This is a genomic window from Gilvimarinus agarilyticus (assembly GCF_000832015.1).
Taxonomy (GTDB): Bacteria; Pseudomonadota; Gammaproteobacteria; order Pseudomonadales; family Cellvibrionaceae; genus Gilvimarinus; species Gilvimarinus agarilyticus.
Genome location: NZ_JXCJ01000001.1, coordinates 277044 through 299452, shown reverse-complemented (window position 1 = coordinate 299452; position 22409 = coordinate 277044). Strand labels below are relative to the sequence as shown.

The 22409-nt window shown below is 57.1% G+C and carries 26 protein-coding genes and 1 other RNA gene; 11 read left to right on the top strand and 16 right to left on the bottom strand.

Going from position 1 to position 22409, the window contains the following annotated elements:
• Positions 1 to 8: 8 nt before the first annotated feature.
• On the bottom strand, positions 9 to 416 hold the full coding sequence (locus SD69_RS01345; RefSeq protein ID WP_332307903.1) for a rhodanese-like domain-containing protein: 408 nt from the start codon (positions 414 to 416) through the stop codon (positions 9 to 11).
• Positions 417 to 665: 249 nt separating this feature from the next.
• Here SD69_RS01345 and gpmI point away from each other — a divergent pair, with 249 nt between their 5' ends.
• The 5 genes from gpmI to SD69_RS01320 all read left to right on the top strand — a co-directional run bounded on the left by gpmI (position 666) and on the right by SD69_RS01320 (position 6172).
• Entirely contained in the window at positions 666 to 2216 is a 1551-nt protein-coding gene (gpmI, locus tag SD69_RS01340; RefSeq protein ID WP_041521775.1) for a 2,3-bisphosphoglycerate-independent phosphoglycerate mutase, read from the top strand.
• Positions 2217 to 2275: 59 nt separating this feature from the next.
• Positions 2276 to 3433 carry a murein hydrolase activator EnvC family protein gene (locus SD69_RS01335; RefSeq protein WP_198144039.1) on the top strand — a complete coding sequence of 386 codons (1158 nt, stop codon included), beginning with the start codon at positions 2276 to 2278 and terminating at the stop codon, positions 3431 to 3433.
• 53 nt (positions 3434 to 3486) lie between these two features.
• Entirely contained in the window at positions 3487 to 4902 is a 1416-nt protein-coding gene (locus tag SD69_RS01330) for a S41 family peptidase (protein ID WP_041521774.1), read from the top strand.
• Positions 4899 to 5831, top strand: a complete 933-nt coding sequence (locus SD69_RS01325) for a divergent polysaccharide deacetylase family protein (RefSeq protein WP_052480789.1) — start codon at positions 4899 to 4901, stop codon at positions 5829 to 5831. Before SD69_RS01330 ends, SD69_RS01325 begins: the two co-directional genes overlap by 4 nt.
• A gap of 116 nt (positions 5832 to 5947) precedes the next feature.
• Entirely contained in the window at positions 5948 to 6172 is a 225-nt protein-coding gene (locus tag SD69_RS01320; protein ID WP_232301127.1) for a DUF6316 family protein, read from the top strand.
• A gap of 183 nt (positions 6173 to 6355) precedes the next feature.
• Here the strand turns inward: SD69_RS01320 and hisF are convergent, their stop codons facing one another.
• The 11 genes from hisF to SD69_RS01265 form a co-directional block, all read right to left on the bottom strand.
• Positions 6356 to 7129 carry an imidazole glycerol phosphate synthase subunit HisF gene (gene hisF, locus SD69_RS01315; protein WP_041521773.1) on the bottom strand — a complete coding sequence of 258 codons (774 nt, stop codon included), beginning with the start codon at positions 7127 to 7129 and terminating at the stop codon, positions 6356 to 6358.
• 3 nt (positions 7130 to 7132) lie between these two features.
• Positions 7133 to 7867: a 1-(5-phosphoribosyl)-5-[(5-phosphoribosylamino)methylideneamino]imidazole-4-carboxamide isomerase gene (gene hisA, locus SD69_RS01310; RefSeq protein ID WP_041521772.1), complete on the bottom strand. Its 735-nt coding sequence runs from the start codon at positions 7865 to 7867 to the stop codon at positions 7133 to 7135.
• 20 nt (positions 7868 to 7887) lie between these two features.
• Positions 7888 to 8532: an imidazole glycerol phosphate synthase subunit HisH gene (hisH, locus tag SD69_RS01305; protein ID WP_041521771.1), complete on the bottom strand. Its 645-nt coding sequence runs from the start codon at positions 8530 to 8532 to the stop codon at positions 7888 to 7890.
• A gap of 9 nt (positions 8533 to 8541) precedes the next feature.
• Entirely contained in the window at positions 8542 to 9135 is a 594-nt protein-coding gene (gene hisB / locus SD69_RS01300) for an imidazoleglycerol-phosphate dehydratase HisB (RefSeq protein WP_041521770.1), read from the bottom strand.
• A gap of 147 nt (positions 9136 to 9282) precedes the next feature.
• Entirely contained in the window at positions 9283 to 9600 is a 318-nt protein-coding gene (locus tag SD69_RS01295; RefSeq protein WP_052480788.1) for a DUF3301 domain-containing protein, read from the bottom strand.
• A 110-nt stretch (positions 9601 to 9710) separates the two neighbouring features.
• Positions 9711 to 9923 (bottom strand): cold-shock protein, encoded by a 213-nt coding sequence (locus SD69_RS01290; protein WP_041521769.1) that lies wholly within the window; start codon positions 9921 to 9923, stop codon positions 9711 to 9713.
• A gap of 172 nt (positions 9924 to 10095) precedes the next feature.
• Entirely contained in the window at positions 10096 to 10437 is a 342-nt protein-coding gene (locus SD69_RS01285) for a hypothetical protein (RefSeq protein WP_041524294.1), read from the bottom strand.
• Between the two features lie 46 nt (positions 10438 to 10483).
• Positions 10484 to 11695, bottom strand: coding sequence for a UbiH/UbiF/VisC/COQ6 family ubiquinone biosynthesis hydroxylase (locus tag SD69_RS01280; protein ID WP_041521768.1), 1212 nt, complete (start codon positions 11693 to 11695; stop codon positions 10484 to 10486).
• Positions 11688 to 12914 (bottom strand): 2-octaprenyl-6-methoxyphenyl hydroxylase, encoded by a 1227-nt coding sequence (gene ubiH / locus SD69_RS01275; protein ID WP_041521767.1) that lies wholly within the window; start codon positions 12912 to 12914, stop codon positions 11688 to 11690. Before ubiH ends, SD69_RS01280 begins: the two co-directional genes overlap by 8 nt.
• A 2-nt stretch (positions 12915 to 12916) precedes the next feature.
• On the bottom strand, positions 12917 to 14251 hold the full coding sequence (gene pepP, locus SD69_RS01270; protein WP_041521766.1) for a Xaa-Pro aminopeptidase: 1335 nt from the start codon (positions 14249 to 14251) through the stop codon (positions 12917 to 12919).
• Between the two features lie 21 nt (positions 14252 to 14272).
• On the bottom strand, positions 14273 to 14863 hold the full coding sequence (locus tag SD69_RS01265; RefSeq protein ID WP_052480787.1) for a UPF0149 family protein: 591 nt from the start codon (positions 14861 to 14863) through the stop codon (positions 14273 to 14275).
• 207 nt (positions 14864 to 15070) lie between these two features.
• On the opposite strand from SD69_RS01265, the gene SD69_RS01260 reads away from it, so the two are divergent.
• From SD69_RS01260 to SD69_RS01250, 4 genes are all read left to right on the top strand, one after another.
• The gene (locus SD69_RS01260; protein ID WP_041521765.1) at positions 15071 to 15277 is read left to right on the top strand and encodes a TIGR02449 family protein; all 207 of its coding nucleotides are present in this window, start codon (positions 15071 to 15073) and stop codon (positions 15275 to 15277) included.
• Positions 15278 to 15327: 50 nt separating this feature from the next.
• On the top strand, positions 15328 to 15630 hold the full coding sequence (locus SD69_RS01255) for a cell division protein ZapA (protein ID WP_041521764.1): 303 nt from the start codon (positions 15328 to 15330) through the stop codon (positions 15628 to 15630).
• Between the two features lie 225 nt (positions 15631 to 15855).
• Positions 15856 to 16033: non-coding RNA, 6S RNA (gene ssrS / locus SD69_RS18310), on the top strand.
• Positions 16034 to 16084: 51 nt separating this feature from the next.
• The gene (locus SD69_RS01250; RefSeq protein ID WP_041521763.1) at positions 16085 to 16687 is read left to right on the top strand and encodes a 5-formyltetrahydrofolate cyclo-ligase; all 603 of its coding nucleotides are present in this window, start codon (positions 16085 to 16087) and stop codon (positions 16685 to 16687) included.
• 412 nt (positions 16688 to 17099) lie between these two features.
• Here the strand turns inward: SD69_RS01250 and ilvA are convergent, their stop codons facing one another.
• Positions 17100 to 18614, bottom strand: coding sequence for a threonine ammonia-lyase, biosynthetic (ilvA, locus tag SD69_RS01245; protein ID WP_041521762.1), 1515 nt, complete (start codon positions 18612 to 18614; stop codon positions 17100 to 17102).
• Between the two features lie 197 nt (positions 18615 to 18811).
• Between ilvA and rpiA the strand changes: the two genes are divergently transcribed.
• Entirely contained in the window at positions 18812 to 19486 is a 675-nt protein-coding gene (gene rpiA / locus SD69_RS01240) for a ribose-5-phosphate isomerase RpiA (protein WP_041521761.1), read from the top strand.
• Positions 19487 to 19622: 136 nt separating this feature from the next.
• Here the strand turns inward: rpiA and rpmG are convergent, their stop codons facing one another.
• The 3 genes from rpmG to radC form a co-directional block, all read right to left on the bottom strand.
• The gene (gene rpmG / locus SD69_RS01235) at positions 19623 to 19778 is read right to left on the bottom strand and encodes a 50S ribosomal protein L33 (protein ID WP_041521760.1); all 156 of its coding nucleotides are present in this window, start codon (positions 19776 to 19778) and stop codon (positions 19623 to 19625) included.
• A gap of 15 nt (positions 19779 to 19793) precedes the next feature.
• On the bottom strand, positions 19794 to 20030 hold the full coding sequence (rpmB, locus tag SD69_RS01230; RefSeq protein ID WP_041521759.1) for a 50S ribosomal protein L28: 237 nt from the start codon (positions 20028 to 20030) through the stop codon (positions 19794 to 19796).
• A 332-nt stretch (positions 20031 to 20362) separates the two neighbouring features.
• On the bottom strand, positions 20363 to 21037 hold the full coding sequence (gene radC / locus SD69_RS01225; protein WP_041521758.1) for a RadC family protein: 675 nt from the start codon (positions 21035 to 21037) through the stop codon (positions 20363 to 20365).
• Between the two features lie 172 nt (positions 21038 to 21209).
• Between radC and coaBC the strand changes: the two genes are divergently transcribed.
• Positions 21210 to 22403 carry a bifunctional phosphopantothenoylcysteine decarboxylase/phosphopantothenate--cysteine ligase CoaBC gene (coaBC, locus tag SD69_RS01220; RefSeq protein ID WP_041521757.1) on the top strand — a complete coding sequence of 398 codons (1194 nt, stop codon included), beginning with the start codon at positions 21210 to 21212 and terminating at the stop codon, positions 22401 to 22403.
• The last annotated feature ends 6 nt before the right edge of the window (positions 22404 to 22409 follow it).

The window sequence follows — 22409 nt, the reverse complement described above, 5'->3', positions numbered from 1 at the left end:
GAGCCTCACTATTTTACCAGTGGCAGACCTTGGTTCTGCCACTCGCTGATGCCGCCACTGAGGCGGCGTACATCAAATTCTTTGGTGCCTAGCATGCGGCCTATGCTGCCGGCGTGCTGGCCGAGCTTATCGACCACAATAATGGTTTTATCGCGGTATTTGTCCAGCTCGTTCAAGCGCTCGGCGACTTTGCCGTGCGGGATGTTAATGGCCTCGACGATATGGCCGGCTTCAAACTCTTTGCTCTCGCGCACATCCAGCCAGATGGCGCTATCGGCGTTAATCAAAGCTGTGGCTTGCGCCGTGGTAACCGGCTGGCCGTTCTTGACCCGCTCGCGCCACCCGTAAATAAGAATAAGTGCTGCCAATGTACTGACCAGCATCCACTCCTGATTGAGAAAAGCAATTATCTCCACCGAACCACCTTTGGTTATTGAGCTGTGTTTGCCCAGAGCACAGAGCCCTATGGCGACAAAGGCGGGGAGTATACACCATGATCGGCTATTTTCTCAGCATCCGGCGGCTTCCCCCATAGAGTTGTGGCCCCATAGCGGTTAGAATATTGTTCTTTAGGTGGCCCTGTTACGCGGTGCCGCCTCTGGCCCACAGGGCTAACTGAGCTTTATGCCTGTCTAATTTGTACGATACATAAGCGACGACTACCTATGACTGCCAAGAAAAAACCCATGGTTTTGCTGATCCTTGACGGATTCGGCCACTCGGAAAACACCGAACATAACGCGATTTACAGCGCCACAACACCCGTTTGGGATCGCATTTGGAACAATTGCCCCAAGAGCCTGATAGGCACTTCTGGTTTGGCAGTGGGCTTGCCCGAAGGCCAGATGGGCAACAGTGAAGTGGGCCACATGACCTTGGGTGCCGGCCGTGTTGTGTATCAGAACTTCACCCGTATTAATAAGGCGATCGAGGATGGCGAGTTTGCCACCAATGCCGCTTACGCCAACGCCATCGATAAGGCTACGGCCGCCGATAAAGCCGTGCATATTATCGGTCTACTGTCTTCTGGCGGGGTGCATGCGCACGAGGATCACATCTACGCCATGATTCGCGCCGCTGTAGGCCGCGGTGCAAAACAGGTTTATCTGCACGCCTTTTTGGACGGTCGCGACACGCCGCCACGCAGCGCCGAACAGCCGCTGGCCAAAGCCGAAGCGCTGTTTGCCGAGCTGGGCACCGGGCGCGTGGCCAGTATTTGCGGCCGCTACTTTGCGATGGACCGCGATAACCGCTGGGACCGTGTCGAGAAGTGCTATAACGTGATGGTTACCGGCGATGCCGAATACGACGCCGAAACAGCGGTAGCCGGCCTGGAAGCGGCCTATGCCCGTGACGAAAACGACGAGTTTGTCAGCGCCACGGTTATTTGCGGTGAGGGTGAAGAGGTTGCCACTATCAACGATGGCGACTCGGTTATCTTTATGAATTTCCGCCCCGATCGCGCCCGCGAGATTACCCGCGCTTTGATCGAGCCCGAGTTTGATGGCTTTGAGCGCAAGCTGGTACCGCAGTTGGCCGACTTTGTGATGACCACCGAGTATGCCGCCGACATCAAAGCCAGCACCGCCTTCCCGCCGCAAGATTTGGTGAATTCGTTTGGCGAGTATATGCAAAATCAGGGTAAGACCCAGCTGCGCATTGCCGAAACCGAAAAATACGCTCACGTCACCTTCTTTTTTAACGGTGGTAAAGAGGCTGTATTTGAAGGTGAAGACCGCATTTTGATCCCGTCACCCGATGTGGCTACGTACGATCTGAAGCCCGAAATGAGCGCCCCTGAAGTAACCGATAAGCTGGTTGAGGCGATAGAGTCCGGTAAATATGACGCGGTAATTTGTAACTACGCCAACGGCGATATGGTGGGCCACTCGGGTATTTTTGAAGCCGCCGTGGCCGCCGTAGAGGCGGTGGATGAGTGTGTGGGCCGGGTGCTAGAGGCGGCCGAAAAAGCCGGCGGTGAAGTGCTGCTAACCGCCGATCACGGTAACTGTGAAGAGATGTTTGACCCGGATTCGGGTCAGGTTAGCACTCAGCATTCTACGCTGCCGGTACCATTGGTATTTGTCAGTGCGCGCAAGGGTGCTATTGCTGAGGGCGGCTCACTGGCCGACGTGGCACCGACCATGTTGCACCTGATGGGTATGAACCAGCCCGAGGAGATGACCGGTCGCAATCTGATTACTCTAACCGAGTAGTTCGGCTGAGACCGCGGCGTTTCGTGCGTATGCCTGTGCAAGCCTGCAAAGTGAGCACCATGTTTCTGGCGCCCGTAACCCGGGCGCTAAGATCTCTATTGCTTGTCAGTGTGGTGGCACTCGTGGTTCCGGTGCAGGCCGCTGATGATGCCGCCGAGTACCAAAAAAAGCTTGAGTTATTGCGCGAGAACATCGAAACGCTAAAAAAAGAGTTGGACGATGTTAAGGGGCAGCGCGGCAAGCTGCAGCAAGAGTTAGAGACATCCGAGACTCAGATCGGCGAGCTGGAAGAAAAAGTCGAGACCATCAGTGACGAAATCGAAACCCAGGATGCCGATTTGCAATCGCTGCAACAACAACAACGGCAACTTGAGCGCAGCCGTCAGGCGCAGCGCAGTCAAATAGCCAGTCAGGTACGCAGCGCCTATCAATCCGGCCCGCAAAGTCCTTTGCGCCTGCTGCTAAATCAACAGTCCCCCGAGCGTATTACTCGCCTGAGTAAATACCACGATTATTTACTGCAAGCGCGTAACGACAAGCTCAAATCTTATTTGGCGACCTTGGCAGAGCTCAGTGAGCTCGAACCTAAAATTGTCGCCCAGCGCGATGGCTTACGTCAGCGTCGCGATCAATTAAGCGCTAAGCAGCAGCAGTTGCTGCAACAACAGCAAGAGCGCTCCAGTACCCTGGCCAAGCTTGGCAAAATCATCGACAGCAAAGACGCTAAACTGGTCGCCGAGCGGCAAAATGGCCAGCGATTACAAGCTCTGCTTGATGAGATGACCGCCACTTTCGGTCAGGCTGCGCCCGCCGGCGCCGCATTTAGCGGTTTGCGTGGTAAATTGCCCTGGCCGGCCGACGGTAAGCTGCGGCACAAGTTTGGCAGCGACCGGGTGGGCAACCAGCTAAGCTGGGAAGGGGTCGTCATTGATGCGCGCCCCGGCAGCCCGGTGTTGGCAGTACACAGCGGGCGGGTTATTTTTGCCGAGTATTTGCGCGGGCAGGGTTTGCTTATTATCGTCGATCACGGCGAGGGTTACATGAGCCTGTACGCGCACAATCAAACCTTATTAAAGCGTCCAGGTGATCGGGTGACCGGTGGCGAAGTGATTGCCCGGGTCGGTAATACGGGCGGGCAAAGCTACAGCGGCCTGTACTTTGAGATACGCCACAAGGGCCAACCCACCAACCCCAGTGCCTGGCTGGCGCGGGCGTGAGTCGCTTACCCATTAACGCAAAAGAGCCACACGCTCACCTGCAGGAGAAACACATGCTGTTTGCCAGTTGCCAACGATTTGTCAGCCTGTTGGCTTTGACCGGTTTTTTGTCGCTACCGGCAATCGCACAGGAGTCTACCGCTGATTTAGGCATGGCGGAGGACACTCAGGCCGAGCCGCAAGGGTTATTGCCGCTGGAAGATTTGCGCACGTTTACCCGCGTTTACGACCACATTCGCAGCAGCTATGTTGAAGAGCTCAGTGATTCCGAATTGTTGGAGTATGCCATCAAAGGCATGATGGCTGAGCTGGACCCACACTCGGCGTACCTCGACGCCGAGTCGTTTGAGGATTTACAAGTGAATACCTCGGGTGAGTTTGGTGGCTTGGGGATTGAAGTGGGCATGGAGAATGGCTTTGTTAAAGTGATCTCCCCGATTGATGACACCCCCGCGCAAAAAGCCGGCATAGAGGCGGGCGATTTAATTATCCGGTTGGACGAAAAACCCGTAAAAGGCCTTAGCCTGAACGAGGCGGTGGCCCTTATGCGCGGCCCCAAAGGCAGCCCACTAACGCTGACTATTGTCCGTGAAGGGGTTGATCAACCCTTTGAACTCATCATCGAGCGCGACATTATTAAAGTGCGCAGTGTGCGCACTAAGATTCTCGATGACGACTTTTTGTATCTGCGCATTGCCCAGTTTCAAATTGGCACCGGCGATGACGTAACCAGCCGTCTGACGAAAACTCTGGGTGAGCAGAGTAATATTAAAGGCGTCATCCTCGATTTGCGGAACAACCCGGGCGGTGTGTTGCAAGCATCTGTGGATGTCGCCAACGCCTTTATGGATGGCGGTTTGGTGGTGTACACCGAGGGGCGCTTATCATCCAGCTACAGCCGCTACGAAGCCAGTGCCGGCGACTTAACCCACGGTTTGCCGGTGGTGGTACTGATTAACGACGGCTCGGCGTCGGCCTCGGAAATTGTCGCAGGAGCCCTGCAAGATCAGGGGCGGGCTGTGATTATGGGTACGCGTAGCTTTGGTAAAGGCTCGGTGCAAACCGTTGTGCCCATCTCGGATAGCCGCGCCATTAAGCTGACCACCGCGCGCTACTACACTCCCAGTGGTCGCTCGATTCAGGCTCAGGGCATAGAGCCCGATGTGATGGTAGAGCGCGCCAAAGTCACCGCAGTAAAACCCCGCTTGCGCACCACGGAGGCCGACCTGGCCGGACACTTGGGTAACGACAATGGGGCCGAAGAGAGCGACAGTAAAACCCGCGACGAAGCCCGCAGTGCTCAGCAGTCACTGCTAAGCAACGACAACCAGCTGCACGAGGCCCTGAACCTGCTAAAAGGGCTGAATATTTTGCGTCAGCCTGCGCTGGCCGAGCCGCAAGATGGCGCCGGTATCGCGCCCCCCAAAGCGGCTACCGAAAGCTCTGGCAACCTGCAAGAGGCGCCGTGAGCGAAACCCGCTTTGGCGCAATGCTCGCCCGTATGGCGGCGAGCTTATTGCTGCCGCTGGCCTTTAGTGCTCAAGCCGTGGCCGAGCCTGATGCCAAGCTCGCCATTATCATCGACGATATAGGCTATAACCTTTCGCTTGGGCGCCGTACCGCCGTGCTAAAGGGTGCTTATACCCTCGCTTTACTCCCCCTGACACCTCACAGTCGCGAGCTGGCGACTTTTGCTCACACACAGGGCAAAGAGCTAATACTGCACGCGCCGATGGCTAACCAGCGCGGCTTACCACTTGGGCCGGGAGCGCTAGAGCTGGGGATGCCCCGGGATGAGTTGCTGAATAACTTACGCCACAGTTTGATGACGCTGCCGGAGGTGGTAGGCGTAAACAATCACATGGGCAGTGCGCTTACCGAGCATGCTCAGCCTATGGGCTGGATTATGGGTGAGCTTGAGCGGCGCGATTTGTTTTTTGTTGATAGCCGTACCACTTCGGCCAGTGTTGCCGGCGAGGTGGCGAAGAGCTACGGCCTAAGAAACGCAGAGCGCGACGTGTTTTTAGATCATGTGCGCGACCCCGAGCATATTCGTCAGCAGCTGGTTCGGGCCATCGAGCTGGCGCGCCAGCGCGGCTCGGCGATCGCCATTGGCCACCCGTACCCAGAAACACTGGAGGTGCTGGAGCAGGCGGGGAACCTGTTGGCCGGGCAATCAGTACGCTTGGTCAGTGTTTCTCAGCTAACGCGGCAGGCGTTAGCTGGGAGTGGAAGTTGCCCATTGGCACCCAATAGTTTGCGCGATTATCGACCGCCTAATCGGTATTTCCCAGTCGTTCTAGCCAATAGCCGCTGGTGGAGTTGGGGAAATTTGATAAACTGGCGTTATCAGCCCGCTGTAATACTAGATAAACACGGTATAAGTAAATCGGGGTGATAGGTACAATTTCACACACACTTGGATGAATTTGCACCATAATGCAGGTAGTAAGCGATACGGGCGCGCTTTTTGCGGCCCATTACAAGGATTGAATAAAACAGCAGGTGAAAACTATGACCGAGATACACAGAGAAGGTGAGCAGGGTAGTGTTCCCGAGCGCAGCGGCCGCTTTTTAGAAAAGTCAGGTTACTGGTACTACCAAACCCGTGAGGGCGTTGATATCGGTCCGTTCGATAACCGTCGCGATGCTGAAATAGGCGTAGGCGAGTTCATCGACTATATCTGCGCCTCGGCGCCAGAGGCCGCTAAAATCATCGAGCGCTACCGAGCCGCCTAACAAGCTTTGGGCGCGGCAGGTTTAAATTACGCCGTGCCCCGCGCTTGCCCTTTAGCAGGCTCGTTGCCGGCCTGCATGGTGTCACATTCTGCAAGTCTGCACTTGAAAGGCTATCGCTAGCGCATCCTGCGCGGCTTTAACATTAACGGTTCTCTTTGCCCCGTCATGAGCGCAACAGGTCGCTTACAAACGCACCTCAATGCCGCGCTCTTGCATGTACTCTTTTGCCTCTAGTACCGAGTACTCACCAAAATGAAAAATGCTCGCGGCCAATACCGCGTCGGCGTGGCCTTCGGTAACGCCATCCACTAAATGTTGCAAGTTGCCCACGCCGCCGGAGGCAATAACCGGTATCGGCACTGCCGCGCTAATGGCACTTGTGAGGGGTAGATCAAACCCATTCTTGGTGCCGTCGCGATCCATGCTGGTAAGCAGGATTTCGCCGGCGCCATAATCGCTCATGCGTGCGGCCCACTCTACGGCATCGATACCGGTGGGCTTGCGGCCTCCGTGAGTAAAAATCTCCCAGCGCAAACGCTCGCCCGGCGCACTCACTTGTTTCGCGTCAATCGCCACCACAATACACTGGGCACCAAAGCGGTCGCTGGCGGCTTTAACAAAATCCGGGTTGTGTACCGCCGCCGAGTTAATGCCGACTTTATCGGCGCCGGCGTTAAGCATGCGGCGAATATCATCGTTGCTGCGAATACCGCCGCCCACGGTGAGCGGAATAAACACTTCACTGGCGATGCGCTCTACCGTGTGTACGGTGGTGTCGCGGCCTTGATGGCTGGCGGTAATGTCGAGAAAGGTAATCTCGTCGGCACCGGCCTCGTTGTAGCGCTTGGCGATCTCGACCGGATCGCCGGCATCGCGAATATCGACAAACTGCACGCCTTTAACCACGCGGCCATTGTCCACATCAAGGCAAGGGATAATGCGTTTAGCCAAACCCATAACTTACTCCGTGCCGTCGCAATACTGTTGTGCTTCGGCGACATCCAGTGTGCCTTCGTAAATCGCGCGGCCGGTAATGGCGCCGCAAATACCTTGGTCGCTAACCGCACTCAGTGCGCGAATGTCGTCCATGTTAGTAATACCGCCCGAGGCAATCACCGGGATGCTCGACGCCTGTGCCATGGTAACGGTGGCCTCGACGTTGACGCCCTGCATCATGCCGTCGCGGGCGATATCGGTGTACACAATCGAGCTAACACCGTCGGCTTCAAAGCGCTTGGCTAAGTCCGTTGCTTTTACGTTAGAGACTTCGGCCCAACCATCCGTCGCTACCCAGCCGTCTTTAGCGTCCAGACCAACAATAATATGGCCGGCAAATTCACGGCAAATATCAGTAATAAACTCGGGCTCTTTTACCGCTTTGGTACCGATAATTACGTATTGCACGCCGGCGTTTAAGTAGTGTTCGATCGTTTCTTTGCTGCGGATGCCGCCGCCGATTTGAATGGGCAGTTTGGGGTACGCTTTGGCAATGGCGGTCACCACGTCACCGTTAACCGGCGCGCCGGCAAATGCACCGTTTAAGTCCACCAGGTGCAGGCGGCGGCAGCCGGCCTCGACCCACTGGGCGGCAACCGCCACCGGGTCGTCAGAGAAAACCGTAGAGTCGTCCATCAGGCCTTGGCGCAAACGTACACACTGGCCGTCTTTTAAATCGATGGCGGGGATAATTAACATGTTTACTCTCTCTTAAGACGTTAGCTCTGACCGTTCCAGCGGACAAAATTGTGAAGTAACTGTAGACCGGCGGTGTGGCTTTTTTCGGGGTGGAACTGCACGGCAAATAAGTTGTTGTAACCCACGGCAGCGGCAAAGCTGACGCCGTAGTGGCAGCTGGCCATTACCTGCTCGCTGTTGGCGCTTTGCACATAGTAGCTGTGTACAAAGTAAAAGCGGCTATCTTGCGGGATGTCGGCCCACAGCGGGTGATCGTTGTGGTGCACCTGGTTCCAGCCCATGTGCGGCACTTTTAAGGTTTCGCCCTGATCGCCTTTTAGCTGGTTGCCAAAAAACTCGACGCTACCGGGAAATAAATCGATGCACTCGGTGCCGCCGCTCTCGGCGCTATTGCTCATTAAAGCCTGCATGCCAACGCAAATGCCCAGCACCGGTTTACCGCTCGCGACTTGCTCGCGCAACACCGCATCAAAGCCGAGGCGTTTGATCTCGCCCATGCAATCGCCAATGGCGCCTACCCCCGGGAATATCACCCGGTCGGCGCTGGCGATCTCGGCCGGATCGCTGGTAACAATGATTGTGTGATCGCACACTTTGCCCAGGGCGCTGGCAACCGAGTGCAGGTTGCCCATGCCGTAGTCAATAACCGCAACTGTTTCGCTCATAGAACCTGCTTATAAACTGCCTTTGGTGGAGGGCATGATGCCGGCCATGCGTGGATCTGGCTCAAGTGCCATACGCAACGCGCGGCCAAACGCTTTAAACACGGTCTCGATCTGGTGGTGCGCGTTGTCGCCGCGCAGGCAATCGATGTGCAGCGTTACCTGAGCGTGATTGACAAAACCGTGAAAAAACTCAGAGAACAGCTCGGTATCAAACGCGCCAATACGTTTCTGGGTAAAAGGCACTTTCATAATCAGGCTGGGGCGCCCGGAAAAATCGATCACCACCCGCGACAGGGCCTCGTCCAGTGGCACATAGGCGTAGCCGTAGCGGCGAATGCCTTTTTTGTCACCCACGGCGCGGGCAATGGCCTGGCCGATGGTGATGCCGATGTCTTCTACGCTGTGGTGATCGTCAATATGATTATCGCCGCGGCAGGTAACATTAAGATCGATCATCCCGTGGCGGGCGATCTGATCCATCATGTGCTCCAAAAAGGGCACGCCGGTATCGAATGTGCCGCAGCCGGTACCGTCGAGATCGAGCTCGACACTGATCTGGGTTTCCAGCGTATCGCGTGATACTTGCGCCTGGCGCTCTGACATGGGTGTTCTCCGAAATGGCAGTTGGGCTGCTAAGGTCTGTCCGCAGTGGGGACAAAGCGCGAATTATATCGGCAAGTGGCCAATAATTCACGGTTTGCGGCAAATTTAGCCGTCTTTGAGGGGAATGGTGCCGGCGCCTAGCGTTTGTTAGTGCACCCGGTGCGGGTCCAGTTGCACCGCCTCGACCCGGCGGCCCAACATCACCACGCGGCCGCTGTAGCGATCTTCGCCGGTGGAGGTAAATTCAAAATAGAAGGCGCGCCATAACGAGAGCGCCCCGCGGCGGTTGCGCTTAAACCACAGACGGCGTAAATACACGCTCTGGTCCAGCATCTGTACGTCCATCTCTTTGCAGTGACGTTGTGCGTAGCCGAGCGCTACCGCCTTAGATTGCAAGGCGCGCCACCAGTAGTAGCCCACGGCAATAATGACAAACCACCAGATAACAACACTCAGATTGGACATAACTCACAAACAGTAAGGCGCCCCGCAACCGCACTGGGTGCAGTCGCGAGGCGCTGGTATTATGGGTGTGCGTACATCTAGCTCATACGCACGCAGAGGTGGGTTAAGGCTTAAACCGCGGTAACGTTTTCTGCCTGCGGGCCTTTTTGGCCCTGCACCACTTCAAAGGTCACATTTTGCCCCTCTAACAGGGTGCGTCGGCCCGTGCCGTTAATGGCGCGAAAGTGTACAAACACATCCGCTCCGCCTTCGCGTTCGATAAATCCATAACCTTTTGCGTCATTAAACCATTTAACAACACCAGAGACCAATTGATCTGACATAACGCCCTCGTTTGCTTCACTCGCCAGCCCGGCTGACCCAACAGTAAGTGCGCAGCGCCAATACCGCCCTAGTGTGTAGAGCTTGATTGGCGCCACTGCTCAAAATTAAAGCACTTCATTATGGCTGTTTCAATAGCCACAAAGGCGATTTTACGGCGATTAAAAAGCGTTATTATGAATCGGGCGAGTGGTGTTTTGTTTTGGGGCGACGGCAAAAGATTTCGTGCAAATACAGTGCGGTTGGCACCACAAAAAAGCCCCCTAACATGGCAGCGCGCTTCACTTGCTCCAGCGCAAGCCCCTCTTTGGCCAGCTGGTAACAGGCCAGCCCCCAAGCCGCCGCGGCAAAGTAGCCCCAGCGCTGGCGCCGCCACACAAATACCGCAATCACCAACGTCAGGGCTGCGGCAAACACCGTGGCCAACTCAAGCTCACTGGCCAGCACCCCGGCACTGGCCACTAACCACAGCAACAGTAAGGCGTTAAGCAGGGGGGGGATTTTGTGTTTGATCATGACGAATGGCTCTTGGCTAAAAGAATCGCGTGGTGACATCGAGTGGTTACAACGACAGGCCCATCGCCTGTTGGGCTAAAAAGCTTTTTAACGCCGGCTGCGAGTTCACCCCGCTTAAGGCCCGGTTGCGCATCAGCGTGAGGGCCGGTTGGCGGCTGCCAAATACTCGCTTAAAGCTCTCCATGGCGGCCATCATGGTTAGATTGTGGCCCATGCGCTGGCGCTCGTAGCGGCGCAGGGTACTGTACTCGTCGGCTGCTAACCCGCGAGCGCCGGCGCGCTGTAACTCGTGGCCGAGGCAAGCAACATCCAGCAGCCCCAGATTTACCCCCTGACCCGCCAGAGGGTGAATACTGTGGGCGGCATCGCCGATCAGTGCAAGCCCCGGCTGTACGTACTGTTTGGCATGGCGCTGATGCAGGGCAAAGGCGTGGCGCTTGCTGACATGCTCGATAGCGCCGAGGCGGCTCTCAAAGTGGCGCTCGAGCGACGCGCAAAAGGCGGCGTCATCTTGCGCCATCAGAGTATCGGCAAAGCCTTGGTCGGCGGACCAGACAATCGAGCAGTGATAGCCGCTGTTGGCTTCGGGCGCCTCAATTAACGGTAGCAGTGCCAGTGGGCCGGTGCTCATAAAGCGCTGTCGGGCGGTAAACTTGTGGGGCTTTTCGCAGCGTACAGTGGCGACGATCGCGCTTTGCTGGTAAGACCACTGACGCTCGGCAATGCCGGCCAACTCGCGCAGCTTAGAGCGGGCGCCATCGGCGGCAATCGTGAGTGGTGCGGCCAGAGTCTCGCCCGAATCCAGCTCGACCCCGCTAACCGCACCATGGTTGTCGCGCAGTAAAGCGCTGACCGGCTGCTGCCAGCGCTGTACCCGAGTGAGCTCTAAAGCGCGCTCCAGCGCTTGGTTTAACACCCGGTGCTCGACAATGTGGCCCAGGCTGTCGCGCGCTACATCGGCGGCATTAAATTCAATATGGCCCGAGCCCTCACCGTCCCATACCTGCATATCGTGGTAGGGGCAGGCGCGCTGACTGGCAACGTTACGCCACACATCCAGTTGCTCAAATAGTTGACGCGACGCTTCGGTCAGGGCGACTACCCGGGCATCAAAGGGCTCGTTATCGGTTGCCGGGGCGGGCGGTGCCACCAGCGCAACGCGGGTATCGGCGGTCAGTGTTTTACTCAGATAGGCCGCCATGCTGGCGCCGACGACACCGGCGCCCACCACAATTATGTCGTATTCGGCATTAGCCATTGTGAGCCTCCAGTGGCGCTCGGTTAAGGCCCATCATCTGCTTGCCAAACGCCGAGCGCAGCGCGGGGACCAGCTCCAGGCTGAGCAGCCCTAGGTGGCGCAGCGTGACGGCGGGCAGCGCTTTGCTGCTAAACAGTCGCACCATGGCGTCTCCGGCGCGGGTGGTAATAGCCTGATCTTGCGCGCGCTGGCGGAGATAATGCTGTAGTAACGCAAGTGAGCCCGGGGTGCCGCTTTGGCTAATGGTGTGCGACAGAGTGGCGCAGTCGCGCAGCGCTAGATTAAAGCCCTGGCCGGCCACCGGGTGCAAAAAATGCGCGGCATTACCCACCAATACCAGATTTGAGCGCACCTGCTCGCGCGCCTGACGCAGTACCAGCGGGTAGCAATGGCGTTCGCTGACCGCTTCAAAGCGTCCCAGACGGTGGCCAAAGTGCTGCTGCAGGCGCGTTAAAAATTCGGGTTCGGGTGCTTGCTGTATAGCCTCAGCCCTGTGGGTTGGCAGTGTCCAGACCATAGCCATCTCGCGCGCTTGGGGGGATTGCCCCAATGGCAGTAGCGCCAGCGGTCCGGTGTCAGTAAAGCGCTCGTAAGCGACGCCTTGGTGAGGCTTGGCTACGCGTACATTGGCGATAATGGCGCTTTGGTAATAGGGGTTGTCGTCGCTGGTAATGCCCAGTGCTTGACGCAGGGGAGAGTTGGCGCCGTCGGCCAGTGCGGTTAGTTGTGCTGTAAGCGGGGCTAGGTGGTTATCCAGGCTTAAGAGGCCGGCGCCGGCCAGTGGCTGAAACCCGGTGGCCTGCGCCTGATGCAGTTGGATGTTGGGCTGTGCGTTAAGCGCGCGCAGCAAGACGCGCCCGAGCCAGGTGTTGGGTACCACATAACCTTGAGTTGCCATACCGGTGGCTGAGGCGTCCAGCAATTGGCCGGGCAGGTAGCCGCGATCGGACACATGCACGGCGCTGATGGCGGTACTGTGTGTTGTTAAGTCTTGCCACAGGCCAAGCTGCTCGAACAATTGCACACTACCGGCCGATAGCGCGGTGGCGCGGGCGTCAAAGCTTGGGTGGTAAGGGCCGTTGTCTGGCACGCTGGGCTGGGGGTCGACAATGGCGATACGCCAGTCGGGCCGAGCCCGGGCACACAGCAGCGCCAGGCAGGCGCCAGCGGGGCCGGCACCGACTACCGCAAGCTCTACTGTGGGCTCAGGCGTGCGCATGTTTAGGCGCTCCGGTCGCGGCTGGCCTCGGCCATCAGTGCCTCGATGGCGTCGATGGTTTTGGGCACGGTGTCGGTCAGTACATCACAGCCGTCTTTGGTGATAATGACGTCGTCTTCGATACGAATGCCCATACCTCGCCATTTTTTGGCCACTTGTTCGTCGTCGGGCGCCACGTAAATACCTGGCTCAACGGTCATGGCCATGCCGGGTTCGAGTACCCGCCACTCGCCGCCGACTTTGTAATCGCCCACATCGTGCACGTCCATGCCCAGCCAGTGACCGATGCGGTGCATGTAAAAGCGGCGGTAGGCGCCCTCGTCGATTAAGGTGTCTAACTCGCCGTCTAATAACCCAAGCGTTAACAGACCTTCGGTAATTACCCGTACGGATACTTCGTGGGGCTCATTCCAGTGCGCGCCGGGCTTTAAGGTGGTCATGGCGGCGTCTTGCGCGGCCAGCACGATCTCGTACAGGGCTTTTTGCTCTGGGCTAAAAGTGCCGCTTACCGGAAAAGTGCGGGTAATGTCGGCGGCGTAGCCTTCGAGCTCGCAGCCGGCGTCAATCAGGACTAAGTCACCCGCTTTAAGGGCGGCGTCGTTCTCGATGTAGTGCAAAATACAGCCGTTTTTGCCGCCCCCGACAATGGTGCTGTAAGCGGGGTGGCGAGCGCCGGCCATGGCAAATTCGTGCAGAATTTCGGCCTCGAGTTGGTACTCCATCACGCCTGGCTGGCAATAGCGCATGGCGCGCATGTGGGCGCGGGCCGAGATCTCGCCCGCCTCGGCCATTACGCGCGCTTCGGCGGCGCTTTTGTACAGCCGGTTGTCGTGTAAAAAGTGCGAGAGGTCTAAAAACTCGCCGGGGGGCGTGGCGCCCGAGCGCACTTTGGCGCGAATGGTGTTAACCCACTCCATCACCTGACGGTCAAAGCCAGCGTCTTTGCCCATGGCGTAGTAAACCCGCTCGCGCCCTTCCAGTAAGCCCGGCAGAATATCGTCGATATCGTCGATGGGGAAAGCGTCGTCGGCGCCAAACTCACGGCAGGCGCCGTCCGGGCCTGCGCGGTAGCCGTCCCAAATTTCTCGCTCCGGATCGCGATCACGGCAGAACAGCACAAACTCGCCGTGCTCGCGCCCGGGAATTAGCGCAATCACCGCCTCGGGCTCGTGAAATCCGCTAAGGTAAAAGAAGTCACTGTCCGGACGGTAGGGGTACTCGGTATCGCGCGAGCGGGTGCACTCGGGGGCCGCCGGTACAATGGCAATGCTGTTGGGCTCCATGACGTCCATCAGCGCTTTGCGGCGACGGCTGAATTCGGCTTTGGTAATGCGCATGCAAACCTCAGGTGGCTGGTATTAGTGAAGTGTGGTGGGGCTTTGGGTGGCGCTTCCTGGCTCATCGGGTGCCTGCTCGCCAAACGCCTGAAACAAACTGAGCGATGATAACCGCACGTACTCGGCTACCTCTAAAAAGTCGGACTCGCCGCTGGCGGCGTCGTTATCATCGGCTTCAATCTGGACGATAGCGGCAAAGTCGCTCAGGGTGTCGTTAACCTCTTCGGGCAGGTCGCCGCGCTCCACTACGCCGGCGGCGCCAAAACCCGATAAAAAGCCGTGGCACCACTGAGATAAAGCCTCCACCCGCTCGGACATGCTCTGCTCGTCGTCGGGTAAAAACAACGCAAAGCTAAAGCCCTCGCCCTGCAGCTGCCCTTTGGTGTCTTTTAGCAGCTTGATAAGTTCATCTACGGTGGCGCTGTCGGGTGTTTCGGTTAGCGCCATAAAATCTTCAACCAAACGCAGCCAATCGGCCTCGTTTAGCGGGTTGCCACACAGTCGGCCGCACAGCATGCCCTGTAACTCGGCGGGGCTATTAACGGCGCCCAGCGGGTCGAGTAATTCATCCCAGCGGTCAAATTCACTTTCCGATCGTTCAATTTCTGTCATGGCTAAACCCTCTGTTTACTGCGCACATGCTATCACGAGTGCTGCCCGCGGCCCGATTGGCGCGAGATGAATTACCCGAAAAAGTGAAAAAATCCTTCTGTAACAGGGCCTGTTTGTGCAATAGCTCGAAGTTACATCAACAACATTTGACCCTCTGCCAAGGGCGCAATATAGTAAGCCCTGAAGCCCAATTGGTCMCCTGCCGCTATGTCTGAAGATCTATTATTTACCCTGGAAGCTAAGCTGGATGAACTGCTTCGCCAGTGCAGTCGCCTGCAGCAGGAAAACACTGCCCTCAAAACGCGCGAAAGCGAGTGGCAGCAAGAGCGCGTGCGTCTGGTAGAGAAAAACGAGCTGGCGCGCACCCGCGTCGAAGCCATGATCACCCGGCTAAAAAGCCTGGAGGCGCAGTAGCGGGTCGCGCTACTAGTGCGTCACGGTGATCGCAGTGAGAGGTAATTCCGGTGAGTAACGAAACCGTCAGTGTAAAAATTCTCGATAAAGACTATCAAGTGGCCTGCCCGGCCGAAGAGCGTGTGGCGCTGGTGCAATCGGCCCAGGTACTGGATGAGCGCATGCGTATGATTAAAAGCGCCGGCGGGGTGGTTGGCCTCGAGCGAATCGCCGTGATGGCGGCGCTTAACCTTAGCCACGAGCTGCTGTTGGCGCAGCAGGCAAGCGATAGCACGGGGGTTAATCAGGCGGCTCTCGATCGTATGCAAGATAAAATCGAAGCGCAGCTGGATCAGCTCTCTGATAAACACTAGCAGGCTGTTGAAAACCCCTTACGTACCCAGCCTGGAAGCCCCGTAGGGCGAGGTCTGAAGCGCACATCTGCCGCGCTTGTCTCTAGCAAAGAGAGCCACCCTGTCCGTCGAGACAGTGCACAGCGGCTGCACGCGGAGCATCCAAGGGGTTTTACAACAGCCTGCCAGGTATTGCTGGCGGCAGAAGTCTTTGGGTTGTACCCCTAATGTGCGTTATAATAAATACACACCCTGGGATGTGCGCCAGTCGACTAAGTCCTTGAGCCGATACTGCTGTACCAGGTAGTGCCTCGCCGGTGTTTGTGAGCATGTCCGCACGACGGAAAGCCTAATAACATCGCAGGCGCCACCCCTTGAACTCTAGGGTTCAAGGCCAACTTGACAGCGGCATCTTGGGGTTTTTAATTTCTTGCCTATGACCCGCATCCATTTTTCTGCACCTGACGCTCCCGTAATGTCTGCCACCACCGGCAACCGCCGTGAGCTGCGCCGACTACTGCGTGCACGCCGTCGCGCTCTATCGCCTGCAGCCCAAGCTAAAGCCAGTGCGGGCTTACTGCGCCAACTACAATTACAGCCCTGGTTTAATAGCGCTAAGCGAATTGCTCTGTATTGGCCCAGTGACGGTGAGATAGACCCGCGCCCGGTGGCGGCCCGCGCATGGCAACATCATAAGCGTTGCTACTTACCTGTGCTCCACCCGTGGCTAAAGCGCCGCCTGTGGTTTACCCCTTTTGCTCTCCGCACCCGTTTTGCGCCGAACCGTTTTGGTATTCCCGAGCCCGTCGGCCCGGTGCGGGCGCCGCTCAACAACCGTCATTTAGATGTCGTTTTACTGCCGCTGGTGGGGTTTGATCGCACAGGCGGACGGTTGGGTATGGGCGGTGGCTTTTATGACACCACCTTTGCCGCCAAGCGCCGCGCTAAGGGTTTTAAGCGTCCGCGTTTAGTGGGGGTGGCGCACAGTTGCCAAGAGGTGGATGCGCTAGAGCTTGCCAGCTGGGATGTGCCGCTCGACGGTATTGCCACCGAGCGGGAGTATATTGCGATTCGGTGACGGGGCGTTTCGCATCACTGTCGCGTTTTTCGGGGGTGGGTGTCAGACGATATGCTGATGGAGCAGCCTTCAGCTTGTTTGCCCTCAGTCGCCGGGCGGGCGAGTCCCTTTTTGTAATGCGACGAAAAAGGGACGAAAAAGCGCACCCCGGCATCTCAGCCCTTCGGATTCTCTCACTCCAGCCTATTTTGGCGGGCCGTATCGACAGGGCGCAGCCCAGGCCGGCCTCTCTGCCTACTGCATTCAACTTCTCCCTGTCCTGACGATACTTGCGCACGCATCCATGCTTACCCCCTAAAATAGGCCTACGTTCGGTTGACTGCAGGGGCTTAGTGCTCCGTAGTGTGGGGGGGGACGGAGCGCTACAATTTATTCGTAACCCGTAACCCGTAACCCGTAACCCGTAACCCGATCAAGCCAAAAAGTACTGATACGCTTCGTTATCTGTCTCATCCCAAAACGGATAGTTAATCTCGGCCAAAAACTTTTTCACTTGCGCGCGCTCGGCCTCGGGCACTTGCATGCCGACCAATACACGGCCGTAAGCAGAGCCGTGATTGCGGTAGTGAAACAGCGAGATATTCCAGCGCCCGGCCACTTCGGTTAAAAAGGTCAGCAGGGCGCCGGGGCGCTCGGGGAACTCGAAGCGAAACACCATCTCTTCCGACACTTGCATCGCGTGGCCGCCAACCATGTAACGAATGTGCAGCTTGGCCATTTCGTTGTCGGTCATGTCCACAAGATCGTAGCCTTTTGCCCGCAGATCACTCACTAACTCTTCTCGATCGCTTGGGTCGGTGCCTACTTGAATACCGACAAAAATACGTGCCTGGTCGGAGTCGGCAAAGCGGTAGTTAAACTCGGTGATGTTGCGTCGCCCCAGGGCGCGGCAAAAATCTTTGTAGGCGCCGGGGCGCTCGGGGATGGTCACTGCCAAAATGGCTTCGCGTTTTTCGCCAATTTCGGTGCGCTCGGAGATATAGCGCAGGCGATCAAAGTTGATGTTGGCACCGCTGTCGATAGCCACCAGAGTTTGCCCGCTGATGTTGTTCTCTGCGACGTATTTTTTAAGGCCGGCCACGCTCACGCCGCCTGCGGGCTCGGCAATTGAGCGGGTGTCTTCGAAGATGTCTTTAATGCCGGCGCAAATCTCGTCGGTATTAACGGTAATTACGCCGTCGATGGTTTCTTTTAGAACGCGAAAGGTCTCTTTGCCGATTTGTGCCACGGCCACGCCGTCGGCAAAAATACCCACCTGCGGCAGTTTTACCCGGCGACCGCTCTCGAGCGCGGCCGCGAGGCAGGCCGACTCGGCCGACTCGACGGCAAAGACTTTAACATCTGGGCGCACGTATTTTACGTAAGCCGCGACCCCAGCACCCAGGCCGCCGCCGCCTACCGGAACAAAAATCGCGTCTATGTGTTTCGGGTACTGGCGCAAAATCTCCATGGCCACGGTTCCTTGCCCGGCAATCACATCGGCGTCGTCAAACGGGTGAATATAGGTGAGGTTTTTTTCTTCAACCAATTTTTGCGAGTGCTTGGAGGCCTCGTCAAAATTATCGCCGTGCAGCACGACCTTGGCGCCTCGGGCGCGTACGGCATCTACTTTAATAGCCGGAGTCGTGCGCGGCATCACGATCGTGGCTTTTACGCCCAGGTGTTGCGCGCCCAGTGCCAGCCCTTGCGCGTGGTTGCCCGCGGAGGCGGCAATAACGCCGCGCTTGCGCTCTTCGTCGGTTAGCTGCAGCAGCTTATTGTAGGCGCCGCGAATTTTAAACGAGAACACTGGCTGCAGATCTTCGCGCTTGAGCAACACGTTGTTATCGGTGCGTTGTGATAACAGGCGCGCCTGCTCCAGCGGCGTCTCGACCGCGAGATCGTAAATGCGAGCATTAAGAATGCGTTTTATGTAAGAGTCCGGCATGGCTAAGTCTATGTTGGGTTGCAGCAAGTGGGTGGAAAGCCGCCCATCATAAACAATTTAACCGTGGCTGACATCCGCCGTCACCCAGGCGTGGGCGAATCTACCTCCGCCGAGCGCTGGCAACGGCTGAATTAGCGTGAAATAGCCAAGTTAAAGCCCGTATAATACGCCCGTCGATACACACTCGCGAGGCTGTCATGAACCAAGATCAACTCAAGCAAGCAGTGGCCCGCGCGGCCATTGAGTACATTTCCCCCAAGCTGCAAGCCGATAGCATTTTAGGCGTGGGCACCGGCTCGACGGCTAACTTTTTTATCGACATGCTGGGCGAACTTAAAGATGACTTTGCCGGCGCGGTGGCGAGCTCCGATGCCTCGGCTAAGCGGCTTGAGACGCTGGGCATCGAAGTGCTGGATTTAAACAGCGTGAGTGAGTTGGTCGCTTACGTCGACGGCGCCGACGAGTCGAACGCCCAACTGGCGCTAATTAAAGGTGGCGGCGCGGCTTTAACACGGGAGAAAATCGTCGCGGCGGTAGCCCGAGAGTTTGTCTGTATTGCCGATGGCAGCAAGTGGGTGGATGTGCTGGGCGAGTTTCCGCTGCCGGTCGAGGTGATTCCTATGGCGCGCTCTTATGTGGCCCGCGAGTTGGTTAAGCTTGGCGGTAACCCGGTATACCGCGAGGGTGTGGTCACCGACAATGGTAACGTCATTCTCGATGTGCACCAGCTGTCGATCGTTGACCCGAAAGCGCTGGAGACCACCATTAATCAGATAACCGGCGTGGTAGCGAGCGGCTTGTTCGCTCAGCGCGGTGCCGATGTGCTGCTGCTGGGGCGCGCGGAAGGGGTAGAGACGATATATCCGAAATAATAGCCGGATGATTGACGTCTGGGGTCTGACGGGAAAAGTGCCCGCTTCAGACGACAGACGTCCGACCTCAGACTTTAAGTACAAAAAAAGCCCGACCATCGCTGGCCGGGCTTTTTTGTGCAAAGGTAAAATCGAATTACTTGATTTTGCCTTCTTTGTACATCACGTGCTTGCGAACAACGGGATCGTATTTTTTGATCTCCATTTTTTCGGGCATGGTGCGTTTGTTCTTGTCGGTCGTGTAAAAGTGACCAGTACCTGCAGACGAATTCAGACGAATCTTCTCGCGCATGATATATCTCCTAAATTAGATTTTTTCACCGCGAGCACGCAGCTCGGCCAATACTGACTCGATACCACGCTTGTCGATCACTCGCATACCTTTTGCAGAAACACGCAGTTTCACGAAGCGCTTTTCTGCTTCAACCCAGAAACGGTGTGAGTGCAAGTTTGGCAAAAAACGACGCTTGGTGTGGTTCTTTGCGTGAGAAACATTGTTTCCGGTTACGGGACGCTTGCCGGTAACCTGACATACCTTAGACATTGTTTTGCCTCTTAACCTGATTAATCGCGCCGAGCTGCTTGCCTTCAACAGGCCGACAGCAGCCCAGAGCAGAATTCATTGAGCAGCCTGTTTTATCCAATCGCGGCTAGCCTGTGCGGGTTGTTTGATGCGCCATTTACCTGTGACGGCACCGGCACAATCCCGATATTTAGGGTCAGCCGAACAACCCGGCCGCAAAGAGCCGCGTTTTATACCAAAAGCGCCCCCCAATATCAACGCCTAGTTGCTTTTTTGATCAGAAAAGTGCGAAATTTTAACCAATCGGCCGAATTCGTCTCTTATCTGACGTAAATTGGGCGATGCCACTTAGGTTATAGCAGCCCCAGTTCGGCAAACGAGCTGACCTCGCCATCGCCGACGATCATATGATCCAACACCCTGACTCCCACCAATTCCAGGGCTTTAATTAAGCGCTCGGTTATGTGCCGGTCGGCCTGGCTGGGTTCGGCTACTCCCGAGGGGTGGTTGTGGGCCAATATAACTGCGGCGCAGTTATTGGCCAGCGCCAGCTTAACTACCTCGCGGGGGTAAACGCTGGCGGAGTCGAGAGTGCCAAAAAATAAAGGCTCGTAGCGAATAAGCCGGTGCTGGTTATCGAGCATCAGCAGGGCAAAAACCTCCCGCTGGCTGTGGCGCAGCTGCGACACTAAAAAGCGTCGTACCAGCTCGGGGCTGGTCAGGGCGTCGCCGGTGGTGAGGGTTTCGCTGAGGTGGCGGCGGGCCATCTCGAGTACGGCCTGCAGTTGGGCATATTTGGCGGAGCCCAGCCCAAGGCCACGGCAAAAAGCCGCTTGGGGTGCCTCCAGCAGTGGTCGCAAGCCGCCAAATTCCTGCAATAACTCGCGGGCAAGGTCGACCGCTGATTTGCCGGCGCAGCCAGTGCGTAAAAAAATAGCGAGCAGCTCGGCGTCGGAAAGGCTCGCAGGGCCACGTTGCAGTAGCTTCTCACGTGGGCGTTCCTGTTCGGGCCACTGGTGAATTGCCATCGTTTTGACTCCCTGTCGTTGGCTGCGGCGTTGCGCCGGGTGGCGCTTTCCTGGCGCCTCGATATACGAAATTACCCTCAAGAATGGTATCTTTGTCGTTTGCGGTCAAGTTTACCGGCATCGACCCGCTAAACTGATACCTTCTACAGCCTACCGGTCGATGGAGTTTGGGATGTCCACTCTACAGAACAAGCGTATATTGCTCGGCGTGACCGGCGGTATCGCGGCCTATAAAACCGCCGAGCTAGTACGTGAGCTGCGCCGCACGGGCGCTAGTGTACGGGTGGTAATGACCATGGCCGCGTGCGAGTTTATAACCCCGCTGACGCTGCAGGCGCTATCGGGTAACCCAGTGCACACCTCTTTGCTGGACCCTGAGGCCGAGGCCGCCATGGGGCATATTGAGCTGGCGCGATGGGCGGATTTAACGCTCATCGCACCGGCCAGCGCCGATTTCTTAGCGCGCTTGAGTGGCGGTATGGGCGATGATCTACTCTCTACTATATGTTTGGCAACGCGTTCACCTATTGCCATTGCCCCGGCCATGAATCAGGCCATGTGGGACGCACCGAGCACGGTCGCCAATATGACTCGTCTGCGCCAGCGTGACTTTATCGTGCTGGGCCCCGGCAGTGGTGAACAGGCCTGCGGTGAATTTGGCCCCGGGCGCATGCTTGAGCCTGTCGAGCTGGCGGGGCATCTGGAACTTTTGTTTAGCACCGAAGCGCTGACCGGTAAAACTGTGGTGATCACCGCCGGCCCCACTCGCGAAGCCATCGACCCGGTGCGCTATTTAAGTAACTATAGCTCGGGCAAAATGGGCTATGCACTTGCGGCGGCCGCAGCCGAGGCCGGCGCGCGCACCATACTTATCAGTGGGCCTTGCCAGTTGGCAGCGCCCGAGCGGGTCGAGCTAGTGAATGTCGTGTCGGCCGATGACATGCTCCAGGCTTGCCTTGAATTCAGCCCAAAAGCCGATCTTTTTATCGGTGCGGCGGCGGTGGCGGATTTTCGTCCGGCTACCGTAGCGGAGCAAAAGCTTAAAAAGTCTGATGCCGATACCATGACCCTCGAACTGGTGAAAAACCCCGACATCATTGCCGCCGTGGCGGCACAGGGGCAGGCTCCTTTTACCGTGGCATTTGCCGCAGAGTCCGAGCAGGTTTTAGACTATGCTCGGGCCAAATTGGCGCGTAAAAAAGTCGATTGTATTATTGCCAACGATATCAGCGCCCCTGGTATAGGCTTTAATAGCGACGACAATGCCGTGACCCTAATAGACCGGCGGGGCGAGACGCGCTTTGAGCAGCAAAGTAAAGCGCAGTTAGCGCGCGAGCTTATCTCTCGGTTGGCCGAGCGTTTGTAGCTCGGT

What these genes read in the sequence shown, in the direction of transcription:
- ubiH (WP_041521767.1), bottom strand. Translation starts at nt 12,914, where the DNA reads ATGCGCACGCCTGAGCCCACAGTAGAGCTTGCGGTAGTCGGTGCCGGC.
- hisH (WP_041521771.1), bottom strand. Translation starts at nt 8,532, where the DNA reads ATGAGCGAAACAGTTGCGGTTATTGACTACGGCATGGGCAACCTGCAC.
- radC (WP_041521758.1), bottom strand. Translation starts at nt 21,037, where the DNA reads ATGGCAATTCACCAGTGGCCCGAACAGGAACGCCCACGTGAGAAGCTA.
- SD69_RS01250 (WP_041521763.1), top strand. Translation starts at nt 16,085, where the DNA reads ATGTCTGCCACCACCGGCAACCGCCGTGAGCTGCGCCGACTACTGCGT.
- rpiA (WP_041521761.1), top strand. Translation starts at nt 18,812, where the DNA reads ATGAACCAAGATCAACTCAAGCAAGCAGTGGCCCGCGCGGCCATTGAG.
- SD69_RS01330 (WP_041521774.1), top strand. Translation starts at nt 3,487, where the DNA reads ATGCTGTTTGCCAGTTGCCAACGATTTGTCAGCCTGTTGGCTTTGACC.
- SD69_RS01260 (WP_041521765.1), top strand. Translation starts at nt 15,071, where the DNA reads ATGTCTGAAGATCTATTATTTACCCTGGAAGCTAAGCTGGATGAACTG.
- SD69_RS01265 (WP_052480787.1), bottom strand. Translation starts at nt 14,863, where the DNA reads ATGACAGAAATTGAACGATCGGAAAGTGAATTTGACCGCTGGGATGAA.
- SD69_RS01295 (WP_052480788.1), bottom strand. Translation starts at nt 9,600, where the DNA reads ATGTCCAATCTGAGTGTTGTTATCTGGTGGTTTGTCATTATTGCCGTG.
- coaBC (WP_041521757.1), top strand. Translation starts at nt 21,210, where the DNA reads ATGTCCACTCTACAGAACAAGCGTATATTGCTCGGCGTGACCGGCGGT.
- hisB (WP_041521770.1), bottom strand. Translation starts at nt 9,135, where the DNA reads ATGTCAGAGCGCCAGGCGCAAGTATCACGCGATACGCTGGAAACCCAG.
- hisA (WP_041521772.1), bottom strand. Translation starts at nt 7,867, where the DNA reads ATGTTAATTATCCCCGCCATCGATTTAAAAGACGGCCAGTGTGTACGT.
- rpmB (WP_041521759.1), bottom strand. Translation starts at nt 20,030, where the DNA reads ATGTCTAAGGTATGTCAGGTTACCGGCAAGCGTCCCGTAACCGGAAAC.
- rpmG (WP_041521760.1), bottom strand. Translation starts at nt 19,778, where the DNA reads ATGCGCGAGAAGATTCGTCTGAATTCGTCTGCAGGTACTGGTCACTTT.
- SD69_RS01320 (WP_232301127.1), top strand. Translation starts at nt 5,948, where the DNA reads ATGACCGAGATACACAGAGAAGGTGAGCAGGGTAGTGTTCCCGAGCGC.
- SD69_RS01335 (WP_198144039.1), top strand. Translation starts at nt 2,276, where the DNA reads ATGTTTCTGGCGCCCGTAACCCGGGCGCTAAGATCTCTATTGCTTGTC.
- hisF (WP_041521773.1), bottom strand. Translation starts at nt 7,129, where the DNA reads ATGGGTTTGGCTAAACGCATTATCCCTTGCCTTGATGTGGACAATGGC.
- SD69_RS01290 (WP_041521769.1), bottom strand. Translation starts at nt 9,923, where the DNA reads ATGTCAGATCAATTGGTCTCTGGTGTTGTTAAATGGTTTAATGACGCA.
- ilvA (WP_041521762.1), bottom strand. Translation starts at nt 18,614, where the DNA reads ATGCCGGACTCTTACATAAAACGCATTCTTAATGCTCGCATTTACGAT.
- SD69_RS01285 (WP_041524294.1), bottom strand. Translation starts at nt 10,437, where the DNA reads ATGATCAAACACAAAATCCCCCCCCTGCTTAACGCCTTACTGTTGCTG.
- SD69_RS01280 (WP_041521768.1), bottom strand. Translation starts at nt 11,695, where the DNA reads ATGGCTAATGCCGAATACGACATAATTGTGGTGGGCGCCGGTGTCGTC.
- gpmI (WP_041521775.1), top strand. Translation starts at nt 666, where the DNA reads ATGACTGCCAAGAAAAAACCCATGGTTTTGCTGATCCTTGACGGATTC.
- pepP (WP_041521766.1), bottom strand. Translation starts at nt 14,251, where the DNA reads ATGCGCATTACCAAAGCCGAATTCAGCCGTCGCCGCAAAGCGCTGATG.